The sequence below is a fragment of the Tenacibaculum ascidiaceicola genome, from assembly GCF_047470925.1.
In the GTDB taxonomy this organism is placed as follows: domain Bacteria; phylum Bacteroidota; class Bacteroidia; order Flavobacteriales; family Flavobacteriaceae; genus Polaribacter; species Polaribacter discolor.
In genome coordinates this window covers 457,604-478,406 of sequence record NZ_JAZKJP010000004.1, presented here as the reverse complement: position 1 = coordinate 478,406, position 20,803 = coordinate 457,604, and the positions used below count along the sequence as shown (strand labels likewise).

Sequence of the window (20,803 nt, the reverse complement as noted above, 5' to 3'; positions counted from 1 at the left end):
ATAAGTAATTATTAATTGCTCTTAGCCTTAATAAAATCAGAAATTAAATAGCTGATATATTTTCCTACTTGTCCGTTAGCAATGTCATCTTTAACAACTGCTGGAGCACCTTCACAAATGTGTAAATAAGAAGCATTTTGTAGCTTTCCAAAATAATGTGTGAATCTACGTGCTTGCTGTGGTGTAAATCCGCTAGGTGTCATGGCACTACTAGGAAAGTGTTGCACACAATCCAAATCGATTTCAATTCCGAAAGGAGTATTTTCTATAAAACTTTCAGCGCGTTGTAACTCACCATCAAAAGAAGTAGACTGATATACTTCTAACTCTTCAAAGGTGTTGTACTCTAAGTTTAAACTATCATGAATCATTTCAAAAACATACTGAGGCGTGTAGTTTTCATGCAATCCAAACATAAAGTAATTCTTAATAAAACCTTCTTGCAACGCATACGAGAATCCGTTACCACTATGACGTTCCTCCAAACGACGTAAATCGGTATGCGCATCTAAATTAATCACATTTACAGGTTGTTCCTTTCCTTCAGAAAGCCCTTTAATGTTTCCGTAAGCGTTGTTATGACCTCCACCAATAATAATTGGTGTTTTACCACTTTTAACAATGACTTTGATAAGGTTAGAAAGTTCTTTATCAATTGCTTTTACTAATAAATCACCTTTCTCTCTGTCGTTAACGTTAAAGCTATATACATCGTCTAAACAATCTAAATATCCTAAAACTAGGATGTTATTTCCGTCAATAAACTGATTCTGCTGTGTATTTAAAAATGCTTTTAAAGCAGGAACAAAAGCAGTATGTGCACCACCATTTCCACCATTCATACGAACCCCAATATCTTCGGGAACTCCTAAAATAACAAAAGAAGCAGTTGAGTTGTTAAGTTCCTCTTGTAGCTCTTTTTTAGAGTTGATAACTGCAACGCACTCACCTAATTTTATTTCACCTTCACGTGGGGTTACAAACTCTTGTATGTCTTTTTCGTTGAATATTGTTAGCATATTAAACCTCTTTTCCGTTAATAAATACTGAATCTATTAAATTACTTCCAAAGGAATACGGTAAAAATCCATACGAAGGAATTTCTTTAGTAAGGATTAAATTCGCTTTTTTTCCTTTAGTAATACTTCCAACCTCATCAGATAAATTCATTGCATACGCTCCGTTAATTGTTGCTGCATTAATAGCCTCTTCTGGTGTCATTTTCATTTTAATACAAGCCGTTGCTACTACAAAGTTCATGTTTCCTGATGGAGTAGACCCTGGATTGTAATCGGTAGCTAAGGCTAAAGGCAACCCAGCATTCATAATATCACGTGCAGGTGTGTACGGAATACTTAAAAAATACGAGCAAGATGGTAAGGCAACAGGCATGGTTTGCGTTCCTTTCAATGCTTCAATATCTTCTGTATTCATAACTTCTAAATGGTCTACAGATAAGGCATTGTGTTTTATACTTACTTGAACTCCACCAATAGTTGTAAACTGATTTACATGTACTTTTGGTGTTAATCCGTATTGTTGAGCAGCGGTTAAAATTCTGTCGGTATCTTCTACCGAGAAATATCCTGTTTCACAGAAAGCATCTACAAAATCAGCAAGGTTTTCTTCGGCAACTTTAGGTAGCATTTCATCAATAATTAAATTGATGTATCCTTCTTTATTGTTTTTATATTCAGTAGGAAAGGCATGTGCTCCTAAAAAGGTAGCTTTTACAGGAATGTTATAATTCTCGCGTAGCTTTTTAATAACGCGCAACATTTTTAATTCAGCGTCTACGGTTAAACCATATCCTGATTTTATTTCAACTGCTCCAGTACCTAATGCAATAACTTCTTCTAATCGTTTTGCAGATTGTTGGTATAGCTCTTCTTCTGACGTTTCTTGTAACTTCTTTGCAGAGTTTACGATACCACCACCACGATTGGCAATTTCTTCATAACTCAATCCGTTAATTCTATCTACAAACTCTTGCTCACGATTGCCTGCATATACAATATGCGTATGCGAATCACACCAAGTAGGCAACATCATTTTACCAGTACAATCCACAGTTTTATCAGCAGAAGTAGGGACTTTTTTCATGCTTCCATAGTCAGTAATAATACCGTTTTCAACCAATAAAAAAGCATTTTTAATTGTAGGTAAAATGTTCATCGAAGCTCCTGATACTTTTTTAGTGCTTGTTTCTCTAATTTGGATTAATTCTTTGATGTTTATGAATAAAGTTGTCATGTTGAATGCTTAAATTTGTTAGACAAACTTACGGTAAAAACTACAATTTATGATACATTTTTTAGGAGTGATTTGTGTTTTAATACTCTTTTCTATTTCGTTAATTCACGTTTATTGGGCTTTTGGTGGAACTTTATGGGTAGATGCTGTAATACCTACTAAAACAGCAAATGAAAAAGCGATGAATCCACCTAAAGCACTAACTTTTGTAGTAGCTATAGTAGTAGGTGCTTTTGCGGTTGTGTATGCAGAAAAAACACAACTATTTACGTTACCTTCAATGCCTACATGGCTACAAAACTATGGGCTTTATGTTGTAGCCAGTATTTTTATAATCAGAGCTATAGGTGATTTTAAATATGTAGGCTTTTTTAAGAAAGTTAAAGCAACTGAATTCGCAATAAATGATACCAAGTATTTTTCTCCACTATGTTTATTTTTAGGAGTAGTTGGAGTGTTAATGGCGTTTTTGAGATAACGTAGTTTTATTAATTAACCTTACTCCAGAATTAATGTCATGGGAAGGTAAAAAGACTAATTTATTATTCTTTGCATAAGTCTTTATTTTCTCATAAGTGTTCTTTGTTTCTTTATAATTCACATTAATTCCAGGCAAATCATTTGTTATAAGTTGTTCTTGATTGTAACAAACATCTCCTGCAAATAAAATATCACATTCGTCTGTTTTAAATAGAACAGAAGCATGGTTTTTAGTATGACCATTGGTAGGTATTAGTAGCAGATCTTCAGATTTTGTTAAAGGATAGGCTTCATTAAAGGTTTCAATAAAATCTTTTTTGTATTTGACTGTTTTGGGTTTAAACCAATCAGGAATAAGTTCAGGAAAATGACCATAAGGGTTTTTGTATTCATCTTCGTTTATAATCATTTCTACATTTTTAAAATCTTTTATACCGTCGGTATGGTCAATATGTAAATGGGTCAATACAACACTTTTTATACTGTCATTTGATATACCTAGCTTTTGAAGTTGAACCCCAATTTCATTTTCTTTTGAAACATTAAATTTGAAATTATTTTTACTGTACTTAGCAACTATTTTTCCTGCTGGCTTAAAATAATCAGGATGCATAATGTTTGCATTTTCACCAGTATCAATTACAATATTTCCTTCAGGATGTTCAATTACCCATGCCCAAATAGGCATAAACTCTGTAAAATGTTTATCCAATGAGATTTTGATAGGTGTTAAAAAATGGGCAGTTGGATTTGTTCTGTGAGCTCTTTTTACAGCTACCATACCAGTTTGTATGGCATGAACTTTAATTTCTTTACCATTACACTTTACAGTGGTGGTTTGTGTTACTAAATTGCTGATTTTTTCAGTTAAAGCTGTATTGTTAATTTTTGATTGAAGCTTTTTATCAGTTTGAGCAAAATGACTAATAGGCATCCTACTTAGTAAAGTTATACTTCCTGTTGATTTAATAAGTTCTCTTCTTTGCATAATTTGTTGTTTTAAATTTTACACAAAGTTGAGGGGATTAAATCTCAATTCTTTTTACCGATGTTAAAAAATTACTTTAAAGCTCTTACTCTACTTAAAGTAACTTGAGTCATACCTAGATAGGAAGCTAAATCTCCTAAAGAAATTCTATTTATGCAATTCGGAAAACGTATCAAGAAATTATCGTACCTCTCTTTAGCACTTTCGAATTGCATTGAATTTATGCGCTCTTGAAGTTGAACTAATGCCATAATAGATAACTGCCTTCCAAGTCTTTCCATGTCATGATACTTTGCAAATAATTTTTCTAAATCAGAATACGAAATTCCAACTAATTCAGAATCTTCCATGAGCTGGACAAAATGTTTACTAGGCTGATGTGTAAGAAAACTTGTAACTGATGTCAACAAATTACCTTCATCACTAATCCAATCAATGAGTTCTTTATCCTCTTTAAGATAAAAAACCTTTCCAATTCCTGACTTTACAAAGTAGAGGTATTGAGAAGTTTGACCAGCTTTAACTAAATAGTGTCCTTTTGAAAAACTAAAGGTTTTGCATTTCGAGAGGAAATCTAAAGAACTTTCTTCCTTAAGTGGAGATATGTTTTTTAGGTATGAAATAAATGTTTCCATTGTTAAAGTTTAATTCTAGCAAAAGTTAAATAACACCAATAGTTTAGAGTGTGTTTAGTTATGTATTTGAGCAACTAATTTAGTAAAAGTGGATGAGGAGAGGAGTTTAAAAAAAAAAATATCTTAGTAGATTTATATCAAGCAATTAATTATACGCGTTGTTGAACTGCTTTTTTATTCAATTTAGTTTTATTCATTCGGTTTACAATATAGAAACCAATTATAGCTAAAGGGATTCCAATTCGGAAATGCTTTCCGCTATAAATACCGTTAAAACCCTCGTAAAAAAGGTTAAGCTCAATTCCAATTCCGATTAAAGTTAAAATTGAGTAAACTATAAGCAATGTCTTTCCGCTTTTATTTGTCTTATTCCATACAATAAAACTGAAAATTAGATAACATAAATATCCGAGAATTGCCGAGTTAAGATAGGTTTCCATTGACGTATTCAGCGCGATATCAATTATAGAAAATTTTAATTCAACATTTAGAAATTCAAACCCGTTTTCAATTCGGAATGTAACTAAAAAGATTGAAAATATCAATCCTAAAATCAAAAGCATGTTTTCAGTTCTCATTTTTCTAAATTGTTAGAATGTTCTAGTATGACCGTAAGTTACGGGTTTATATATGTTAATTTTTAGTTTAGTGATATAAGTTTACAATTACTGAGGATTGGGACGTAGTCGAATCCATTTGCCATTAAAACTAAAAATGTTGTCATTTCTCAAATGTGTGGTAACGGTTTTGTGTATGATTTTTTGTGGGAAAAGGATGCAAGTCATTTTCCGTTGTAGCGGAAAGATAATTGATAAGATTGAATTTCTGCCGAGGATATTCAGCCACAATTAACTATACACCTTGTTGTGTGTAGTTTTTAATACATTATAGAGTCTAAAGCTTCACCTAAATTATAATTCACAGTTTTTTCCAATTCGCCTGATTTATTAAAGAACTTGAATTTTCCATCGTAGTAACCGTTTTTTGCTATTCCTTCAATTTTTTTATTTCCATTTTTATAATAAACAGTCACTTGACCATGATGTTGGTTGTTTTTTTTAGTCGAGATTTCTTCTAATTCTCCACTTTCATAATAACGTTTTATATTAGCAATGTTTTCTTCATAAACTAGTTCAGCTTCTATTTTTCCATTTGGATAGTAATTAATTTGCATTCCGCTTTTTTTCATTGATATAGTATCTAAATCAAAAAACTGTAGTAGTCTCAACTGACCATTTTCATAGTATGTTTTACAACTGTCAATTAGCTTATCATTCCAATATTTTCTTTCAGATTCTACATTTTTATTTTTATAGTATTTTATCATTGAACCATAAAAAACTCCATTTTTCTGATTGTTTCTTTCTTTCAGATTTCCGCTTTCGTAGTAATGCAGTGATTCCCCGTTATGTTTTCCTTTGATAATATTGACGGTACTTTTTAGGTTTCCATTTTCCCAATAATCTTCTCTCATGCCATGCAAGGTATCGTTAACATATTCAACAATCTGTTTAATAGTTTTTCCATCCTTATGATAGAATTTCCATTTACCTTGATACAAATGATTTTCAATCAAACCTTCTGATTGTAATAAGCCAAGATTTGAATGATAACCTTTATAATATCCATTTTCAAAGACTTTATTTACCATTGAATCAGATTTGTATGTAACAGTTCTTATAAGCTCGTCTTGTTTGTTAAAGTATTTTATTATCCTGTTTGGAAAACTATCCAAAACTTCTAATTCGGCATATCTATTTCCATTAGGGAAAAAATAAGTTGAATGAGATTTCGGAAGTTTTATTTCTAATTTAGGATTTATTTTTTTCCATTTGCCAGCTTTGTCATCTTCTTGGTAGAATACATAGTTTTCATTCCTGTATTTTTCATTATAAACATCATCTTTACAAGAACTAAAGATTACAAATAGAGGTAGTAAATGTCGTATTTTCAACTTAGTAGATTGTTTTGGTTAAATTACATACAACGTATTTGTGTATGATTTTTTGTGGGAAAAGGATGCAAGTCATTTTCCGTTGTAGCGGAAAGATAATTAATAAGATTGAATTTCCAACGAGGAAATTCAGCCGCAATTAATTATACACCTTGTTGTGCAACGTATTTTTATATTTTCTTTATTATCCAATTCGATATTTTTTCAATTTGGAATATTATTATAAGCGTCAAAACTGCTTTTATAATGTAGTTGGCTAAGGCAAAATCAGGCAATTCAATTTCCTCGTTACCATTTAGTCTCGAAATTAATTTTGTGGAATATTCAATTAAGTCAGGTAATAGGTAAATCATTTTCGCTAACCAAATAACTCCGACTGTCAATAAAATCACTTTTGTCAGTGATTTTGGATTCAGTTCGGTTTTGATTTCACTTTCCGTTTTTACAAGTTTTTTGGAAATCCAGTCCGCTTTTATGAAAAGGAATAATGAAGCAACAATATTGGCAATTGTCAAAAATGTTCCTGTGAAATAGAATTTGTCAATTGGTTCACTTAATAATTCATCAAATCGAGCCATTGTCGCTGTTCCATAAACCGAAATGAAATAAGTTCCAAAATGGTCAAAAATTTTAGTGAATAAATAAATTCCAGCTATTCTTAAAATCAGCGTAGTTAAAGTTCGGTTTGTCATTAATTATCAGGTCTGTTTATATGTTGCACAACTTGTTTATATATGTGTAAAATACGTCGTTATACAACCAAAAAGTAAAGTATAAGAGTACCTTTATTGTTCTTTTATTTATTGCTGTGTTCCTAGTAAGGGAAATTAAAAAAGGAAACCATAGCAATTTCACTCTCCCAAATATAAAAAAATAAACACAAGAAAGAATACAACTTTTATAGGTACAACATCTTATATCTATGGAGAGTAACTTCAAACAAGAAAAAAGATAAAAATAGGTGCGTGTGTAGAAAAATGTTTGTTAGCATAGTATGCCGTATTCTTTTAAAGGTATTGTACATCAGTTAGTTATTTGTTTTTTCTTTTATACATATAAAACATGTATTCGTGATTGATTATCAGTCGTTTACTACCTTTTTTTTAAAACATACTTATTAATTTCTCAACTTTATAATAGCAAATGATATGAAATAAAAACAATAAGTGCAGTAGGGGACTTTAAAAAGCTGCATTCGTACTCAGGTAAAACCTAAAGGTTTGTTAGATATATAATGTATTTGATTAGGTTTTTAATCTGCTGTCGAAAATAACTTAGTAAACATTAAATACAATATATTATGAAAAATTCTCAATTCCCCTACGGTATTAATGCTTGGATCTTTTTAAATGAAGATGAACCACCAAAGACAAACTACAAAAGTCCTGATAGTTGTTTTCAATCGCTTATTAAACACAAAGTATACAATAGTGTAACATCACTTGGAATAGCCTTTTTTGAGGTAGTTCCAGCCACCAAAGGTTCAACCATTAAAATGGGAGACTCATCACACCCGGGTGGGCTTACGAATCAAGATTATTTAAACTATGTATTAAGAGATGCTCGCCAAGTGAATCCGAATATTAAGTTTTTAGCAACGATGGTTTATTCGGGAGATAACACACTGGCGTCTATTTTTTCTCCTGGTGGAAACGAACAAGAAGAAGCAACTAATTTTGCTAATAATCTGGTAGCTTATTTAAAAGAGAATGGAATGAATGGATTAGACATTGACTGGGAAGGTAATGTGTCTACACGTATGACTCAATCTCAATTTAAAATCTTGTTTTCTACGATTCGCTCTGTGTTTGATAAGCAGCCAGTAAAATATTACTTGTCGTTCACTCCTGCATGGCCAACAAACTCGATTGATTATCCAACTGTAAATAACGCATTTGATTTTGTATCACCACAGTTTTATGATGGTACACCGTTATCTAGCTTTATAAATGCAGGGATATCACCAAAGAAAATTGGTTATGGAGCGCAATTTGAACCAGGGAATGCAGCACCAAACTCTAGTGCTCAACAAGTTTGGAATAGAGTTTCTGAAGGATTTACTAATAAAGGTGCTACTTATGATTATCAAGATATTTTTATGTGGCGTTTTAACTCAGGAAACTTCCAGTTTGAGCAAGCCCAATTTATGATTCTTAATCAGTTAGCAAATCCATTACCAAGTAATACCTTTGATGATACCCAGATAGTTGGAGCGGCTGGGAATCCAAACATTACTCAAATGACGATTCGTTCGGGTGATGTACTTGATGCTATCCAAACGGTAAATACAGGAACTGGACCTTATAATACGGGTACTCAAGGTAATAATAAAGGTGTGTTTACTTTGCTACAGCATGGAGGAAATAGTGGAGTAGCTAAAACGATAGATATTCCGTTAAACGATCCAATCGTAGCTGTTTCTGGTTATACAGGTGTGTGGTATGGTTGGAGATGTGTATTACAAATAACTTTAACAGGTAAAAGTGGAGCTTCTTATGGTCCTTTCGGAACTATGAATGGTTCAGCGATGCAAACACCTTTTAAACAGTCTGCTGAGGCAGGACAAAGTTTAGTAGCATTTAAAGGTGCTACTGTAAGCGTTCCGTTAGCTAATGGTAGTCATACAGAAATTATTGCTAGTTTAAATGCTGTTTTTGCTAAGCCTTTTGTAGCTCAGAAATTAAACGAAAAGACACTTTCTCTTTAAGTTTTAGTATAATAGAAAAGAGTATATAAGATACTTTTATAATAACATAGGCTATGTGTCATTAAAGTGGCACATAACCTTTATTAATACAGTTTACTCTCTAAAAAACAAGTAAATATTGTTTTGATTTATAGGCTTCCAGTTTTTTGCATGAAAACTGTTTTCTTTCCAGTAAATTATAAGATTTACATGGTCTATTTTTACAGAATCCTTCCTTTGTGTTAATAGGTTTAAAGTGTCTTTACTTTGAGTAATTCCATTCATTTTAAAATGACTATCTATTTCTGAAATAAAATCACTCAGTTGTTCTATTCTTTTAATTTCAACTTGTTCACTATTGGCATTAGTAAGCTTATCCCATTTGTTTTCTAATTGTTTCTTTGAATTACAACTTAATAAACTTAAAGAGAAGAATGCGATTAGTAATGAGTTTGTTATTCTCATTTTATCCCTTTTTTTGATACTTTATTTCATATATGTTTGAGTGAGTTTAAATATTACTCCACGTTTTTATATACGGTGTCGCCACTAGTTATTTTTCTCTTAATTCAGATAGTAAATTATTCAATGTATTTAGTAATTGCCTATGTGTTTCAGGTCCGCTTTGGTTTGTAATTATCGAGATTCCCAATTTATGTTTTGGAATAATCGTTAAGAAATTTTGTGTTCCAAATGCTCCGCCGTGAATAGTATAAAAAACACCGTCTTCAGGATTATTTTCAATCGGCCATAAATAACCCGTTTGGATATCATTGTTAGAATAAAGCAATTTATGTGATTCTTGTGCCGGTTGATTATTGATATCGAGCTGGAATTTCATATAGTTTATCAAGTCAGAAGTAGTCGATTTCATTCCTCCTCCTGCTCCCCATAATGTATTTGAAAAATGGGGAACATTGTTACCTATCGCTCCATATCCATTAGCCAATCTACTTAACTCTTCTTTTGATAAATGAACTTTTGTATTCTTCATTTCTGTTTTTTTACAAATGTATTTCTGTAATAGTTGGTCAAAAGTTGATTGATAAATATTTTCCAAAATATAAGCCATTAGCTCTGTGTCAGCATTTGAGTATTCATATGTAGTCCCAGGTAAGGTATTAATAGAGATAGACTGTAAATCAGTTAGGAATTGAGTTTTGTCATAATCCTTATTGATATCATAAATTCGAAATGGTAAGTTTTCATCAATATTATCAAACAGAGAATTAACTCTAGGAGGTAAAAATCTAGGTAATCCTGCAGTATGCGTTATTAAGTGTCTTATTCTTATCGGATTATTTTGGTATTCTAAATTAGAATAATTGCCACTCAAATACATCCTTATATCATCTTCTAGATTCAACTTTTTATCCAGAACTGCTTGAGCGACTAATGTTCCTGTAAAGGATTTACTAACAGACGCAATTTCATAAATTGTTTCGTTCGTAGGTTTATTTCCTTTCCCTTTATCTAATTCTCCAAAATGACCTGTATAAGTTTTTCCATCTTTGTAAACACCAATAGAGATAGCATTTATTAATGGTTCAGAGATTAATGAGTTCGCATTTTTTTCTATTATTTGGTTTATTGGATTGTTAGTCTTGGTTGCCTTTTTTGTTGTTAAGTTACCACAACTTGTGCAGTATATTCCAATAAAAGGCATAATAGAATTTTTGGTAACTTTTTATTTAATAGCCTAAGAGTTTTCATTTTTTTAAAATTAATTTTCACTTTTCGGATATTCTTTCCAAGTGTAACTTTTATGTACAATTTTCCAAGCTCCTTCATATTTAAGTAAAAGAAAATAGTCAGTAAAAATTCGCCAATTTGGAATGATTATTTCAGCCTTGGCAATGGCTGTATCTTTTTCATAGTCTATAGATATGATTCGTCCTATGCGATTATTTTTTTCGCCTTTTTTTACATTAGAAATGTACTCTCTACCTGACCGAATCCACAAACTATCACTTGTTATTGTGTATAAATTAAAATCTGGATGAAAAGCCTTTTTTAATTTATCGGGTTTACCATTTGCTGTGCCTTCTATATAATCGTTTAATGTTGTAGTAATTAACTCTAAATCAGTTTGTGCATTAGTTATTTGCACTGCTAAAAATGCAATTGTGAGCATTAGATATTTTTTTGTTTTCATATTGTTTAGCTTTTGTTTGGCTTTTAAAAATTGTTGCTAAAAAGGGCTTACAGCTTAATTTCAGAACCCCATGTAATTGTTGTTATTTTCCATTTCCCATCAGCCTGATGTAGTGTAAACAACTTGTAATGGGCTTTACCGTTATTTGTTGCTAATCGTGCTCTAACCAATGCAAGCCTTCCATATATTTCAATACTCAATATTTCCTCTTTATATCTAGTGTCTGCTTCAGCTGAATTTAGATCAAAAATAAACTCATCATAAGTTCCGTCACTTTTTATGTACCTGTAAGCACCTTTTTTGTGCATAGAAAGCTTTTTATGCTCAATACTTGCGGTGTGATCGCCAATAAAAAAATTCTCTATTGTTTCAATAATAGCTTGACGGTCTGAAAAGTCTGTTTTTTGTGAGTAAGAGTAAGTAGTAAGTAGTGTCAAAACTAGGGTAGGTAATAACCCTTTAATTAATTTTTTCATTTTTGATTAGTGTTTTAATAATTATTTATGATGTGAATCTTAAGGTGTTTTGAATATATTATAATTGTTTAATTACTGCAATTACCTTTCTTGCAACGCTTCTAGCTGCCGTTGGGTCTTGTCCTGTAATTAAACGACCATCCGCAATTGAGAAATCATCCCAACCTTCTTTAGAATATTCAAACTGCCCTCCATTAGCTATTAATTTTTGCTGTATTGAAAATGGAAATGTGGCATAGTATTCCGCATCCATAAGTTCAAAGGCATCTGGAAAGCCGTTTACTTTTTTCCCTTCAACGAGGTACTTTCCATCTTTGGTCTTTAAATAGGCTAAGCTGGCACTTCCGTGGCAAATAGCAGAAATGACACCATTGTTTTCTTCATAAACTGCCATAGAAATATCTTGAATTCCTTTATTTTCTGGTACACCAAACATGGCCGCACCACCACCTCCGTAATATACAGCGATGTATTCTGATGTGTTTACCTCATTTGGCGACATTGTAGTTGTTAAGCGACTCATAAACGCTTCATCATCTAAGTATCTTTTTTGAGTTGCATTAGTATTATCTATATAGCCAACCCAAATTTTACCGCCTTTTGGGCTTACAAAATCGACATCATATCCAGCATTAATAAATTCATCATAGGCTAGAACAATTTCGGCAAAATGGTTGGAAGCGTTGATTTTGGTATTTCCATAGGTGTGTTGATTTGAGGTTACGATTAAAATCTTCTCTTTGATTTCTTTTTTAGAACAGCTTACCAATAGGAAAACTATTAAAAATCGTGATATAAGTTTTTGCATTTTTTTGATATTTGAAGCAAATATGCAAAACCAATTCCTGAAGTGAATATGAAATGATAAAACAGTAGTCCGGATTTATAAATCCGAACTGAAACCGATGCTTTTTTTGTATTCGGAAGGGGTTTGTCCAGTAAATTTTTTAAAAGCTGTAAAGAAGGTTGATTTTGAGTTGAAGCCGCTTTCGTAGCCAATGCTTTCAATTGTGAAGTTTGTTTTTGTTTGCAAAAACTCTTTGGCTTTTTCTACCCTTAATTTGTTTATAAAAGTTGAAAAAGATTTTCCTTGTTCTTCATTCAAGTATTGCGACAAAGTATGTTTTGGCACACCCAATTCTTTTGCGATTTTCTGAAGCGTAATGTTTGGGTCAAGAAATAGTTCATTATCTACAACTTTTAGCAATCCGTTTTTTACATTTTCCAATATTCCTTCCTCAATTTCCTTGTTTTGATATTTTTCCTTTTCTTCAAAAAATGTAGTAGCTTTATTGTTTTTGAAAATGATTAACAAAACAATTAGATAAAGTACAAATGAAAATGATAATGCTCCTACGATATAAGACATATAGGCTCCAATGCTGTAAGCTAACCAAATAAAAGCAATACCAAAATAGATGCTCAACAGCCAAATGTCAATGTTTTTTAATCGTTCTTTAGTTTTGATTTTTTCATTAATAGGTTTAATAAATTTAAAAGAAAGTAAAATATAGATAAGCCATTGAATGTAAATACCTTTAACAATCCATTTACTCCAAATGGTTCGATGTTCTGTATAAGGGTAAAAAAATCCTAGGATTGATATTCCAATCAAAAAAGATATGATATGTATTTTCCAATTTACTTTATTCTTGTAAGAATGAGTTTTTAAATATAGAAATAAGAATGGTCCAATTAAAATACAGGCAGAAAGTCCTATTTGAATAAAAATGTTTGATAAGTCTGGATTAAAATAGAAAAAAACTGATTTAATAATTCGGATACTTAGCATTAAAAGCAACAAAGCCAAAAAGTAATTTGAAAACTTTCTCTTTTTTGCAATCAAGGCAAAATATAACGAAAGTAAAAAGCCATTAAAAGCTCCCAAAGCACTAAAGAAAAAGATTATTTGATTATCAAAATTCATGTATTTAGATTTGGTTCTCGAATTAGGTCAAAATTGGTGGCAACGTCTCGGCTATGGTTAGTACGGGAATTAAAATTACTGAATTTCCGATTAAGCACTTAGCCAAAACTTTTTATTTTATTTTATCTTTTTTGTTCTAAAGCCAAATCAAAAGATTTGGCGGACTTGGTTAAAAAACACTCCACTTTGGGTTTAGCATCAAAGTCCGTACTAATTATAGCCATTGTTACCACACGTTATTCCTCGGTTTGTTTTACGAAATTACTGAATTCATTTATATCTCGTGTATATCCAATTCTCGAAATTTCATTACCGTCTAAATCAAGTAAAATAAAAAGAGGTTGACTGTTCGCTTTATATTTACTCATTTGTAATTCCATATTTTTCTGTCCAATGGTTTTAATTTCTTTGTCCAAAAATGCAGGACGAAATGAATAAAAAACAAATGATGTTAAATTGTGTTTTCATTTTTTTAATATATGTTAACTTATTTATATACAGTGTAAAACCATATTACAGCCTTAAATAGTAGAATAATTAGAGGGCATAGCAATTTCACTCTGCCAAATATAAAAAAAGGAAGATAAAAAAGTGTAACTTTTTGTTGGGTCAACGCACGAAGCCTAATCGGGACGACACTCCTTGCCTAAGGGGAGTGTCATTCACTGCCTAAGGGGAGTAACACCAAACAATAAAAAAGATAAAGAATAGGTGCGTGTGTAGAAAAATGTTTGTTAGGTGCTGTGTTATGTAAAGAAGACATTAAAAAACGCTGTTAACACAAGTATTAACAGCGTTCGTTTGTAGAGGATGTATTTTAAATTTCCCCAATTTCTTGATATATCTTCTTTTTAGAGTTTTCAAAAATAACCCCTCCAAACTCCTCATTATCTAAAGAAATTATAGAAACATCTTTAATTCCCATAATTCCAAAAACAAACTTTAAATAAGTAGTTTGGAAGTTCATGTGCTCGTTTTTTTCATTTTCACCGTAACCAGTATCTCCTCGGCTAGATAGAATAAACATTTTTTTGTTTTTCAGTAAGCCAACATAATCACCATCGGGTGTACCTGAGCGGAATTTCCATGTTTCATTAATTCTCATAAGCTGATCTATGTAAGCTTTTAATCCGCTTGGTATAGACCAATTGTACATAGGTGTTCCAAGAACATACACATTGTGTTCTTTAAACTCTTTAATTAGCTTATTGCTCAAGTTAACTCCTAATTGATTTTCAGCTGTTCTGTCTTCAGGCTTAATAAAGGCACTAGCAATCCATTTTTCATTGATGGGAGGTATTTCTTTTAACCCAACCTCTCGGTATGAAAATGTATCGTTAGGGTGCTTTTGTTGCCAATTCTTTACAAAGAGTTGGGTTAATTGCCTACTATGCGATTTTTCGTTTCTTACACTTGCATTGATGATAAGTACCTTGTTCATATCTTAATATAGTTTACATGATATGGCAAAGGTCGTTGTAGAAGAAATGAAAAAAATTGACCTAGTTTAAGATGACTTGTGTTTTTTACGAATTCTGCTTAAAAACTCAGCAGTTACCCCCAAGTATGAGGCTATTAGGTATTGAGGAACTTTACCTGATATTTTTGGGTAGTCCTTTATAAAATCAAGATACCGTTGTTCTGCATCATACACATTGTTATAAATAATTCTTCTTTGCAAGCTACCAAGATAGTTTTCGAGTATAATTCTAAAAAAACGCTCCAGCTTAGGTATTTGTTTTAGCATTTCTTGAAAAGAGTCATAGCGTATCTGTAACAATTCAGTTTCTTCTATTGCTTGAATATTATAAATAGAAGGTTGTTGCTTTTGAAAGCTATCAATATCTGTAGCCCACCAATTTTCTATGGCAAAATATAAAACTTCTTCAGCACCAGTTTCAGAATTTATATAAAAGGCTTTAAGAGTTCCATTAATTACAAAATTATCTGTTCTACACACATCACCATTTCTTAAAAGAGATTCTCCTTTTTTAAGAGTTTTTTCAGTCCAAAAACTTTTAATTATATTTTCTTCCTCAGAAGTTAACTTAATATATTTTGAAATTGATGTAATTAGTGGATTTTTCATTTAAGCTGTTGCTAGTATATTATTCTTTTTTTATTTTGGATAAGCTATTATTCTTAACCCGAAAGCTGAAAACTTATCACCCACAAAAGGTAAGCTTTTTATAAGCTCTTTGTTAGTATAGGTTAAAATAAAATATACTAGGTTTTAAAGCTGTTTTATATTCTTTTATTATTGATTTACCCAGTTCAAAAAATCTTTAAAAACAACGTTCCAATACTTTTCATATTTTCCATTCTCTAGTTCTTTTCCAAAACCATGGTCTAAACCTGAATAAGCCTTGAATGTTAAATTGTTTTTCTGTTTCCTAATAAACTCTATTGGAATTAGGTAAGCGGACTCAGGAGCTACAGCCTGATCTTTTGTTCCAATAGCTACAAATAGAGGCTTTGAAATTTTTAATAAATTGTTAATTGGTGGCTCAGAAAAAGAACTCCATCTTTTATAACTATTGTTTTTACCAGCCCAATATTTATCGGTAGCATTAGGGTTTGCCATTATTTTTTTAAAATCTTCTAATATTGAACTAATCTCTCTTTGTGCTTCTTTTTCACTAATTAAGCCTTTAGCTAATTTCTTTCTAGTAAATGTAATAAAGTCAATAAACTGAGTGTTTCCTCCACCAGACAAATACCCAAAATGAGTTATACTATTATTTACAGTTCCTAATTTAGCAACAACATCGCTCCCTTCAGAGTGTCCGAGAGCAATAACTTTTTTGAATTTATTTGGATACTTTTTAGTTATACTGTTAATTACTAGGTTAGCTTGGTGAGTTCGATACGCTAATGTTTGGTTTTCATAATATGATTTAGGAACAGGAAACTCCTCATCCATTTTTGTTAAGAAAGGAAAACCCTTTTTAGATATTACGACAAATAAATAATTATCAGGCAAAAGGTTAAAATCAAGAGGCAATGTTGTTCCAACATACGTTTTTCCATTTTCTTTCATTGTTTGATATAGTGACATTGCTTTTGATCCTTGAATATATAAGAGAAGAACATTTGTAGATTCAATATCTTTTTTAGCGTATGTATGATAGTTAATGGTGTCTTTATTTGTTACTATAGAATGGTGTTTAAAAGTCTTTAAGTCTTTTGTTCTTTGACTATAGGATGTTGAACAAATACATAACGATAATAATAGTGTAAGTAGTTTCATATAAATCTTTTTAATTTTACATTAAAGACTGAAAAGAAAAAGACATGTTGCAAAACTTATATTTGAAACAGTATTTAGTTGGTATTCAGATGTATAATTCCGTAACTTAGTGTTGTTTTAATATAAAAACTAAATAGTTATGCATTATCACGACGGACATTTTTGGGGAATGCACTTTGTATGGTGGATTGTTTGGATAGTAATAGGAGTATTCTTTTTCTTGTTTTACAGTTCTTTATTCCAAGTAACAAAAAAAGAATCTCCATTAGAAATACTTAAAAGACGTTTTGCAAAAGGTGAAATCACCAAAGAAGAATATGAAGAGGCTAAAAAAGTATTAGATTCTTAAGTGTAATAAAAAAGAAACCCTTTGTAAAAAATACAAAGGGAACTTTATTGGCATCGCTAAAGGGTATAATATCTCGAGGTTATTTACTCTAATACTCAATTTTATCTTCTTTCTCAGACCATTTCTGGAAAGGCTCTAAGGCAATATCACGTCCTATTTGCTCAAACGGAATACTTCTCTTTTCGTACGGTAACGGAATTTCTTTATAAATAAATTCATCATCAAAACCAATGTTAGCAGCATCTTGTTGGTTACTACCGTAAAAAACTTTATCAGGACGCGCCCAGTAAATAGCTCCTAAACACATAGGGCAAGGTTCGCAAGAAGTATATACAATACAACCATCTAACTGAAAAGAACCTATATTTTTACAAGCATCACGAATGGCAGTTACTTCTGCGTGAGCTGTAGGGTCGTTAGTAGAGGTAACTTTGTTGTTACCACGCCCAATAACTTCTCCATCTTTTACTACAATACAACCAAAAGGACCTCCTTCGTTATTTTGCATTCCTTTTAAAGCTGCTTTTACAGCTTCACTCATATATTCTTCGTGTGTATTCATTGTTTAGTTTTTAATAAAAAAAAGGGTTACAAAACTAAGCCTTTTCTTTGATTCAATTTACGAAATAAAACACTTTTTAAAGTAAGGGCATAAAGGGTATATACACTTGGCATCAAAAAACAGCTTTTTATAACTATAATTTAAGAGTTTATGCCATCTTTTTTAATAAGCTACTAAAATATTCGCTAATTTGTAACTATTATCAAAAACTAATCAATCATGAAATTAACAACCAAACTTATTTTAAATGCAATGCTTGTAATGGGTGTTGTATTTTTTAATTCTTGTAAAAAGAAGAAAAAAGAAAACGATGCTGTAGAGCCAGTAGAAGAAGTAGCTTACAATAAAACAGCAACCCAAAGTTTATGTGAAAGTGATTGGTTCCCTCACACACAAACCCCAGCCCCTTCAGAAGGAAAAGGAAGTCCGTTTGATGTATCGAGCACAACCAATGCAATTTTTCATCAATGGTCTTGGCAAAAGTTTTTATGGCTAACTAAACCAGAATATCAAATAGAAAAACTAGCAGTAAAGCAGGAGGGAAAGGAAGTTCCTTTATACGTAGGAGAAACGTTACCGTTGTTTTTAAACCCAAAGAAAATGCACCAAGTTACAGCTCATATGCAAGATGTAAAACAAAAAGAAGGAGCTGCTTTGGTTTTAGTAGATACTGCTCAAGCAGGATCGGGTGGAACTTTAAAAACAAACCCTGCTTATAACGAAGAAGGGGTTTCAGAAACAGTATTTTACTCAATTCATATAAGTCCTACAATGAGAGAAGCATCAAGAAAGTATAGAGATTCTATAGTTAGCGGAACTTTAAGTGGAGATAATCAAGCATCTTTTCCGGTGGGCTCTTTAGAGTTAAAAGTATCATGGACACCAGTAACTGCTATTGCTGAAGAAGAGATAGGTAACTATTATACAACAGTAGCAGCCTTAAGTAGAGATGGAGAAACATATACTAATACTGAGGTAGCTTTATTAGGAATGCACGTTGTAGGTATTGTAGAGAATCACCCAGAATTTATTTGGGCTACTTTTGAACATGACGATTTAGCACCAAACTATAATTGGAAAGATAATAATGCATCTTCATCTACCAATAAATTATTATTTGCTGAAGGAACTACTACGGGAATTGACGGTATTGTATGGAGTAGTGGTAGTGCTAAGCTACCATATAAAGCGTACGATTTATTTAAGTATGGTGTTCCAAGAGATAGTGTAGGAAACTTTATGAACACAAGCCAATCAGAACCTGTAAACTTTAACAACATAGAGAATCTTAATCTTTGTGTAAAAGAAAACTTAACCGATGTATGGAAAAATTACTTTTATAATGGTTCTCTTTGGATTGATACTGATGGAATGACTCCTGAACAGCAAACAGCTAAAATAAATAGTTTAGGAGGGGATATTGGAAACGCAACACCTGATAGTACTTCGGTAGCAAGAGGATCAGTAAACTGTGCTAATGTTACCATGGAAACGTATACACAAACTTTTAAAAGTAGTTTAAAAGACATTGATGCTGAAAATTTAGCAAATTGCTTTAGTTGCCATAATGCTGTAAATTTTTCAACAAATAAGAAATCACCATTGTATATAAGTCACGTTTTTAATGCTTATTTATTAAGAGGAGAAGGAAAAACATTTAATGAAGTAGAAGCTCTTAAAGCGAAACAAGAAGTAGAAGACTTTATGAAGAACAGTTTAAAGTAAAGTTTTTAAGATTGACTTTACAAAAAAGCCTCTCCAGTCTATTTTTTAGTTACTGGGGAGGTTTTATTTTTACTAGTTGTTGGCATGTTTTATCTGAAATCATAGTCACTCTGAAGAAGGTAACGATTGAAAACCAAAAGGTGTAGCGGAGCTAAAAACAAACAGCTAAATCTTTGCTCTAACAGCAAAACGGTCTTTTTTCTTGGTTCTAAAAGCTAGGAAATTATCAGCTAATACTACGCCTTTTCCAAAAAGGAGCTTCTTTCCATCTAGTTTCAGTACTATAAAAGAAGTTTTTATGCTTAAGGTAATGATTCCAAACCTGTTGTATTTGTTGACTATATAATATATTGAATTGTTCCATCTTATCAGGATGTAAATCCTTAATAAAGTCAATATTTATAAGTAATTTTTGTAGTTGCATTGCATTTGCCATGGCGTTAAACATTCCTTGTGAGGAAAGTGGATCAAAACTCATAGCAGCATCACCCAAAGCTATCCATTGTTTACCAGCTACCTGTTCTAAACGAGTAGAATTGGCACTTACCGTACCATGGAAGTTAATGTCTGCTTCGTTACCTTCAACTAAAGGAGTAATAAGTTTATGTTGTTTGGTAAACGTTAAAAAGGTATCAAGATGTTTAAAGGTATTTCTATCTACTAAATCAGCATCTGTTTGGAAAGCGATTACTCTTTTGTTGTTAGGAACTATAGCACTATACCACCAACCTAATTCATCAGCAACAATGGTACTCATGGTATTTTCTTGAGTATTAGGTAAGCTCATCCAACAAGATATAAGCTTATCATAGTGTGTACGTTTAATATCTAAGCTCTTTGTGAAATGAGATTGCCTACCAGTAGCATCAATTACAAACTTAGCATGAATGGTATGTGTAGTTCTGTTTTTTAAATCATCAGACTTTGTTATTATTTTCCAGTAGTTATCTTCGTAAGAAGTATTAGAAAGACGTGTTCCCCAAACACAGTCAACACCTCTTTCAATAGCAACCTTTCTTAAATAAATTTCAAACTCTTTTCGATCTAAACTTCTAGAGAACCCATCGGGGTTTCTTAAATGATCTACAATTTGAAGTTGATTACTTCCCCAATAAGATTGCATTCCTAGATTATTTCGGAATATGGTTTGTTTTATAACATCCGATTCGTTTTCTAATAGATTTAACTCTTTTAAAATCCGTTGTGCAGCAGGTGCTAGCGATTCTCCAATTCTATCAACAGGTTCAAGCTGTTTATCTACTATGGTAACATTATAATGATTAACTAAAGAAATGGCGGCAATGCAACCTGCAATGCCACCACCTATAATTAGTATGTCAGTAGTACTATTATATTCTTTCAA

The 20,803-nt window shown here is 31.7% G+C and carries 23 protein-coding genes; 4 read left to right on the top strand and 19 right to left on the bottom strand.

Going from position 1 to position 20,803, the window contains the following annotated elements; all coding sequences use genetic code 11:
* Positions 1-11: 11 nt before the first annotated feature.
* Together VBY68_RS04145 and hutI are read right to left on the bottom strand one after the other, a co-directional pair.
* Entirely contained in the window at positions 12-1,019 is a 1,008-nt protein-coding gene (locus VBY68_RS04145; RefSeq protein WP_415268975.1) for a formimidoylglutamase, read from the bottom strand.
* A gap of 1 nt (position 1,020) precedes the next feature.
* Positions 1,021-2,253: an imidazolonepropionase gene (hutI, locus tag VBY68_RS04140; RefSeq protein ID WP_415268974.1), complete on the bottom strand. Its 1,233-nt coding sequence runs from the start codon at positions 2,251-2,253 to the stop codon at positions 1,021-1,023.
* Between the two features lie 49 nt (positions 2,254-2,302).
* Between hutI and VBY68_RS04135 the strand changes: the two genes are divergently transcribed.
* On the top strand, positions 2,303-2,731 hold the full coding sequence (locus VBY68_RS04135) for a DUF3995 domain-containing protein (RefSeq protein WP_415268973.1): 429 nt from the start codon (positions 2,303-2,305) through the stop codon (positions 2,729-2,731).
* Here the strand turns inward: VBY68_RS04135 and VBY68_RS04130 are convergent.
* From VBY68_RS04130 to VBY68_RS04110, 5 genes are all read right to left on the bottom strand, one after another.
* Positions 2,711-3,721 (bottom strand): N-acyl homoserine lactonase family protein, encoded by a 1,011-nt coding sequence (locus VBY68_RS04130; protein WP_415268972.1) that lies wholly within the window; start codon positions 3,719-3,721, stop codon positions 2,711-2,713. The genes VBY68_RS04135 and VBY68_RS04130 overlap by 21 nt on opposite strands.
* A gap of 71 nt (positions 3,722-3,792) precedes the next feature.
* On the bottom strand, positions 3,793-4,356 hold the full coding sequence (locus VBY68_RS04125; RefSeq protein ID WP_099214206.1) for a Crp/Fnr family transcriptional regulator: 564 nt from the start codon (positions 4,354-4,356) through the stop codon (positions 3,793-3,795).
* A gap of 149 nt (positions 4,357-4,505) precedes the next feature.
* Positions 4,506-4,934: a hypothetical protein gene (locus VBY68_RS04120; protein WP_415268971.1), complete on the bottom strand. Its 429-nt coding sequence runs from the start codon at positions 4,932-4,934 to the stop codon at positions 4,506-4,508.
* A gap of 299 nt (positions 4,935-5,233) precedes the next feature.
* The gene (locus tag VBY68_RS04115) at positions 5,234-6,310 is read right to left on the bottom strand and encodes a toxin-antitoxin system YwqK family antitoxin (protein WP_415268970.1); all 1,077 of its coding nucleotides are present in this window, start codon (positions 6,308-6,310) and stop codon (positions 5,234-5,236) included.
* A 170-nt stretch (positions 6,311-6,480) separates the two neighbouring features.
* Positions 6,481-7,002, bottom strand: a complete 522-nt coding sequence (locus VBY68_RS04110; protein WP_415268969.1) for a hypothetical protein — start codon at positions 7,000-7,002, stop codon at positions 6,481-6,483.
* A gap of 608 nt (positions 7,003-7,610) precedes the next feature.
* On the opposite strand from VBY68_RS04110, the gene VBY68_RS04105 reads away from it, so the two are divergent.
* Entirely contained in the window at positions 7,611-9,017 is a 1,407-nt protein-coding gene (locus tag VBY68_RS04105; RefSeq protein WP_415268968.1) for a glycosyl hydrolase family 18 protein, read from the top strand.
* Positions 9,018-9,110: 93 nt separating this feature from the next.
* Here the strand turns inward: VBY68_RS04105 and VBY68_RS04100 are convergent, their stop codons facing one another.
* The 10 genes from VBY68_RS04100 to VBY68_RS04055 all read right to left on the bottom strand — a co-directional run bounded on the left by VBY68_RS04100 (position 9,111) and on the right by VBY68_RS04055 (position 16,804).
* Positions 9,111-9,461: a hypothetical protein gene (locus VBY68_RS04100; protein ID WP_415268967.1), complete on the bottom strand. Its 351-nt coding sequence runs from the start codon at positions 9,459-9,461 to the stop codon at positions 9,111-9,113.
* An 88-nt stretch (positions 9,462-9,549) separates the two neighbouring features.
* Complete coding sequence (locus VBY68_RS04095) at positions 9,550-10,662, bottom strand: serine hydrolase domain-containing protein (protein WP_415268966.1); 1,113 nt, start codon at positions 10,660-10,662, stop codon at positions 9,550-9,552.
* Positions 10,663-10,719: 57 nt separating this feature from the next.
* Positions 10,720-11,130 (bottom strand): nuclear transport factor 2 family protein, encoded by a 411-nt coding sequence (locus VBY68_RS04090; protein ID WP_415268965.1) that lies wholly within the window; start codon positions 11,128-11,130, stop codon positions 10,720-10,722.
* Between the two features lie 68 nt (positions 11,131-11,198).
* Positions 11,199-11,627, bottom strand: a complete 429-nt coding sequence (locus tag VBY68_RS04085; protein WP_415268964.1) for a nuclear transport factor 2 family protein — start codon at positions 11,625-11,627, stop codon at positions 11,199-11,201.
* A 58-nt stretch (positions 11,628-11,685) separates the two neighbouring features.
* Positions 11,686-12,435 carry a type 1 glutamine amidotransferase domain-containing protein gene (locus VBY68_RS04080; protein ID WP_415268963.1) on the bottom strand — a complete coding sequence of 250 codons (750 nt, stop codon included), beginning with the start codon at positions 12,433-12,435 and terminating at the stop codon, positions 11,686-11,688.
* Positions 12,436-12,510: 75 nt separating this feature from the next.
* Positions 12,511-13,554, bottom strand: coding sequence for a helix-turn-helix domain-containing protein (locus VBY68_RS04075; protein WP_415268962.1), 1,044 nt, complete (start codon positions 13,552-13,554; stop codon positions 12,511-12,513).
* A gap of 236 nt (positions 13,555-13,790) precedes the next feature.
* Positions 13,791-13,922, bottom strand: coding sequence for a hypothetical protein (locus VBY68_RS04070; RefSeq protein ID WP_415268961.1), 132 nt, complete (start codon positions 13,920-13,922; stop codon positions 13,791-13,793).
* Between the two features lie 449 nt (positions 13,923-14,371).
* The gene (locus VBY68_RS04065) at positions 14,372-14,995 is read right to left on the bottom strand and encodes an FMN-dependent NADH-azoreductase (RefSeq protein ID WP_415268960.1); all 624 of its coding nucleotides are present in this window, start codon (positions 14,993-14,995) and stop codon (positions 14,372-14,374) included.
* Positions 14,996-15,061: 66 nt separating this feature from the next.
* Entirely contained in the window at positions 15,062-15,643 is a 582-nt protein-coding gene (locus tag VBY68_RS04060; RefSeq protein ID WP_099214215.1) for a Crp/Fnr family transcriptional regulator, read from the bottom strand.
* Between the two features lie 168 nt (positions 15,644-15,811).
* Entirely contained in the window at positions 15,812-16,804 is a 993-nt protein-coding gene (locus VBY68_RS04055; RefSeq protein ID WP_415268959.1) for a dienelactone hydrolase family protein, read from the bottom strand.
* A gap of 139 nt (positions 16,805-16,943) precedes the next feature.
* Between VBY68_RS04055 and VBY68_RS04050 the strand changes: the two genes are divergently transcribed.
* Positions 16,944-17,153, top strand: a complete 210-nt coding sequence (locus VBY68_RS04050) for an SHOCT domain-containing protein (protein ID WP_099214217.1) — start codon at positions 16,944-16,946, stop codon at positions 17,151-17,153.
* A gap of 88 nt (positions 17,154-17,241) precedes the next feature.
* Here the strand turns inward: VBY68_RS04050 and VBY68_RS04045 are convergent, their stop codons facing one another.
* The gene (locus tag VBY68_RS04045; RefSeq protein ID WP_099214218.1) at positions 17,242-17,715 is read right to left on the bottom strand and encodes a nucleoside deaminase; all 474 of its coding nucleotides are present in this window, start codon (positions 17,713-17,715) and stop codon (positions 17,242-17,244) included.
* 219 nt (positions 17,716-17,934) lie between these two features.
* Between VBY68_RS04045 and VBY68_RS04040 the strand changes: the two genes are divergently transcribed.
* Positions 17,935-19,440 carry a hypothetical protein gene (locus VBY68_RS04040; protein ID WP_415268958.1) on the top strand — a complete coding sequence of 502 codons (1,506 nt, stop codon included), beginning with the start codon at positions 17,935-17,937 and terminating at the stop codon, positions 19,438-19,440.
* Between the two features lie 226 nt (positions 19,441-19,666).
* On the opposite strand, the gene VBY68_RS04035 is transcribed toward VBY68_RS04040, so the two are convergent.
* A complete protein-coding gene (locus VBY68_RS04035; protein WP_415268957.1) occupies positions 19,667-20,803 on the bottom strand; it encodes an NAD(P)/FAD-dependent oxidoreductase in 1,137 nt (378 codons plus the stop codon).

Excerpts from the sequence above, each read along its gene's own strand:
- VBY68_RS04145 (WP_415268975.1), bottom strand. The coding sequence starts at position 1,019 with ATGCTAACAATATTCAACGAAAAAGACATACAAGAGTTTGTAACCCCA.
- hutI (WP_415268974.1), bottom strand. The coding sequence starts at position 2,253 with ATGACAACTTTATTCATAAACATCAAAGAATTAATCCAAATTAGAGAA.
- VBY68_RS04135 (WP_415268973.1), top strand. The coding sequence starts at position 2,303 with ATGATACATTTTTTAGGAGTGATTTGTGTTTTAATACTCTTTTCTATT.
- VBY68_RS04130 (WP_415268972.1), bottom strand. The coding sequence starts at position 3,721 with ATGCAAAGAAGAGAACTTATTAAATCAACAGGAAGTATAACTTTACTA.
- VBY68_RS04125 (WP_099214206.1), bottom strand. The coding sequence starts at position 4,356 with ATGGAAACATTTATTTCATACCTAAAAAACATATCTCCACTTAAGGAA.
- VBY68_RS04120 (WP_415268971.1), bottom strand. The coding sequence starts at position 4,934 with ATGAGAACTGAAAACATGCTTTTGATTTTAGGATTGATATTTTCAATC.
- VBY68_RS04110 (WP_415268969.1), bottom strand. The coding sequence starts at position 7,002 with ATGACAAACCGAACTTTAACTACGCTGATTTTAAGAATAGCTGGAATT.
- VBY68_RS04105 (WP_415268968.1), top strand. The coding sequence starts at position 7,611 with ATGAAAAATTCTCAATTCCCCTACGGTATTAATGCTTGGATCTTTTTA.
- VBY68_RS04100 (WP_415268967.1), bottom strand. The coding sequence starts at position 9,461 with ATGAGAATAACAAACTCATTACTAATCGCATTCTTCTCTTTAAGTTTA.
- VBY68_RS04095 (WP_415268966.1), bottom strand. The coding sequence starts at position 10,662 with ATGCCTTTTATTGGAATATACTGCACAAGTTGTGGTAACTTAACAACA.
- VBY68_RS04090 (WP_415268965.1), bottom strand. The coding sequence starts at position 11,130 with ATGCTCACAATTGCATTTTTAGCAGTGCAAATAACTAATGCACAAACT.
- VBY68_RS04085 (WP_415268964.1), bottom strand. The coding sequence starts at position 11,627 with ATGAAAAAATTAATTAAAGGGTTATTACCTACCCTAGTTTTGACACTA.
- VBY68_RS04080 (WP_415268963.1), bottom strand. The coding sequence starts at position 12,435 with ATGCAAAAACTTATATCACGATTTTTAATAGTTTTCCTATTGGTAAGC.
- VBY68_RS04075 (WP_415268962.1), bottom strand. The coding sequence starts at position 13,554 with ATGAATTTTGATAATCAAATAATCTTTTTCTTTAGTGCTTTGGGAGCT.
- VBY68_RS04070 (WP_415268961.1), bottom strand. The coding sequence starts at position 13,922 with ATGAGTAAATATAAAGCGAACAGTCAACCTCTTTTTATTTTACTTGAT.
- VBY68_RS04065 (WP_415268960.1), bottom strand. The coding sequence starts at position 14,995 with ATGAACAAGGTACTTATCATCAATGCAAGTGTAAGAAACGAAAAATCG.
- VBY68_RS04060 (WP_099214215.1), bottom strand. The coding sequence starts at position 15,643 with ATGAAAAATCCACTAATTACATCAATTTCAAAATATATTAAGTTAACT.
- VBY68_RS04055 (WP_415268959.1), bottom strand. The coding sequence starts at position 16,804 with ATGAAACTACTTACACTATTATTATCGTTATGTATTTGTTCAACATCC.
- VBY68_RS04050 (WP_099214217.1), top strand. The coding sequence starts at position 16,944 with ATGCATTATCACGACGGACATTTTTGGGGAATGCACTTTGTATGGTGG.
- VBY68_RS04045 (WP_099214218.1), bottom strand. The coding sequence starts at position 17,715 with ATGAATACACACGAAGAATATATGAGTGAAGCTGTAAAAGCAGCTTTA.
- VBY68_RS04040 (WP_415268958.1), top strand. The coding sequence starts at position 17,935 with ATGAAATTAACAACCAAACTTATTTTAAATGCAATGCTTGTAATGGGT.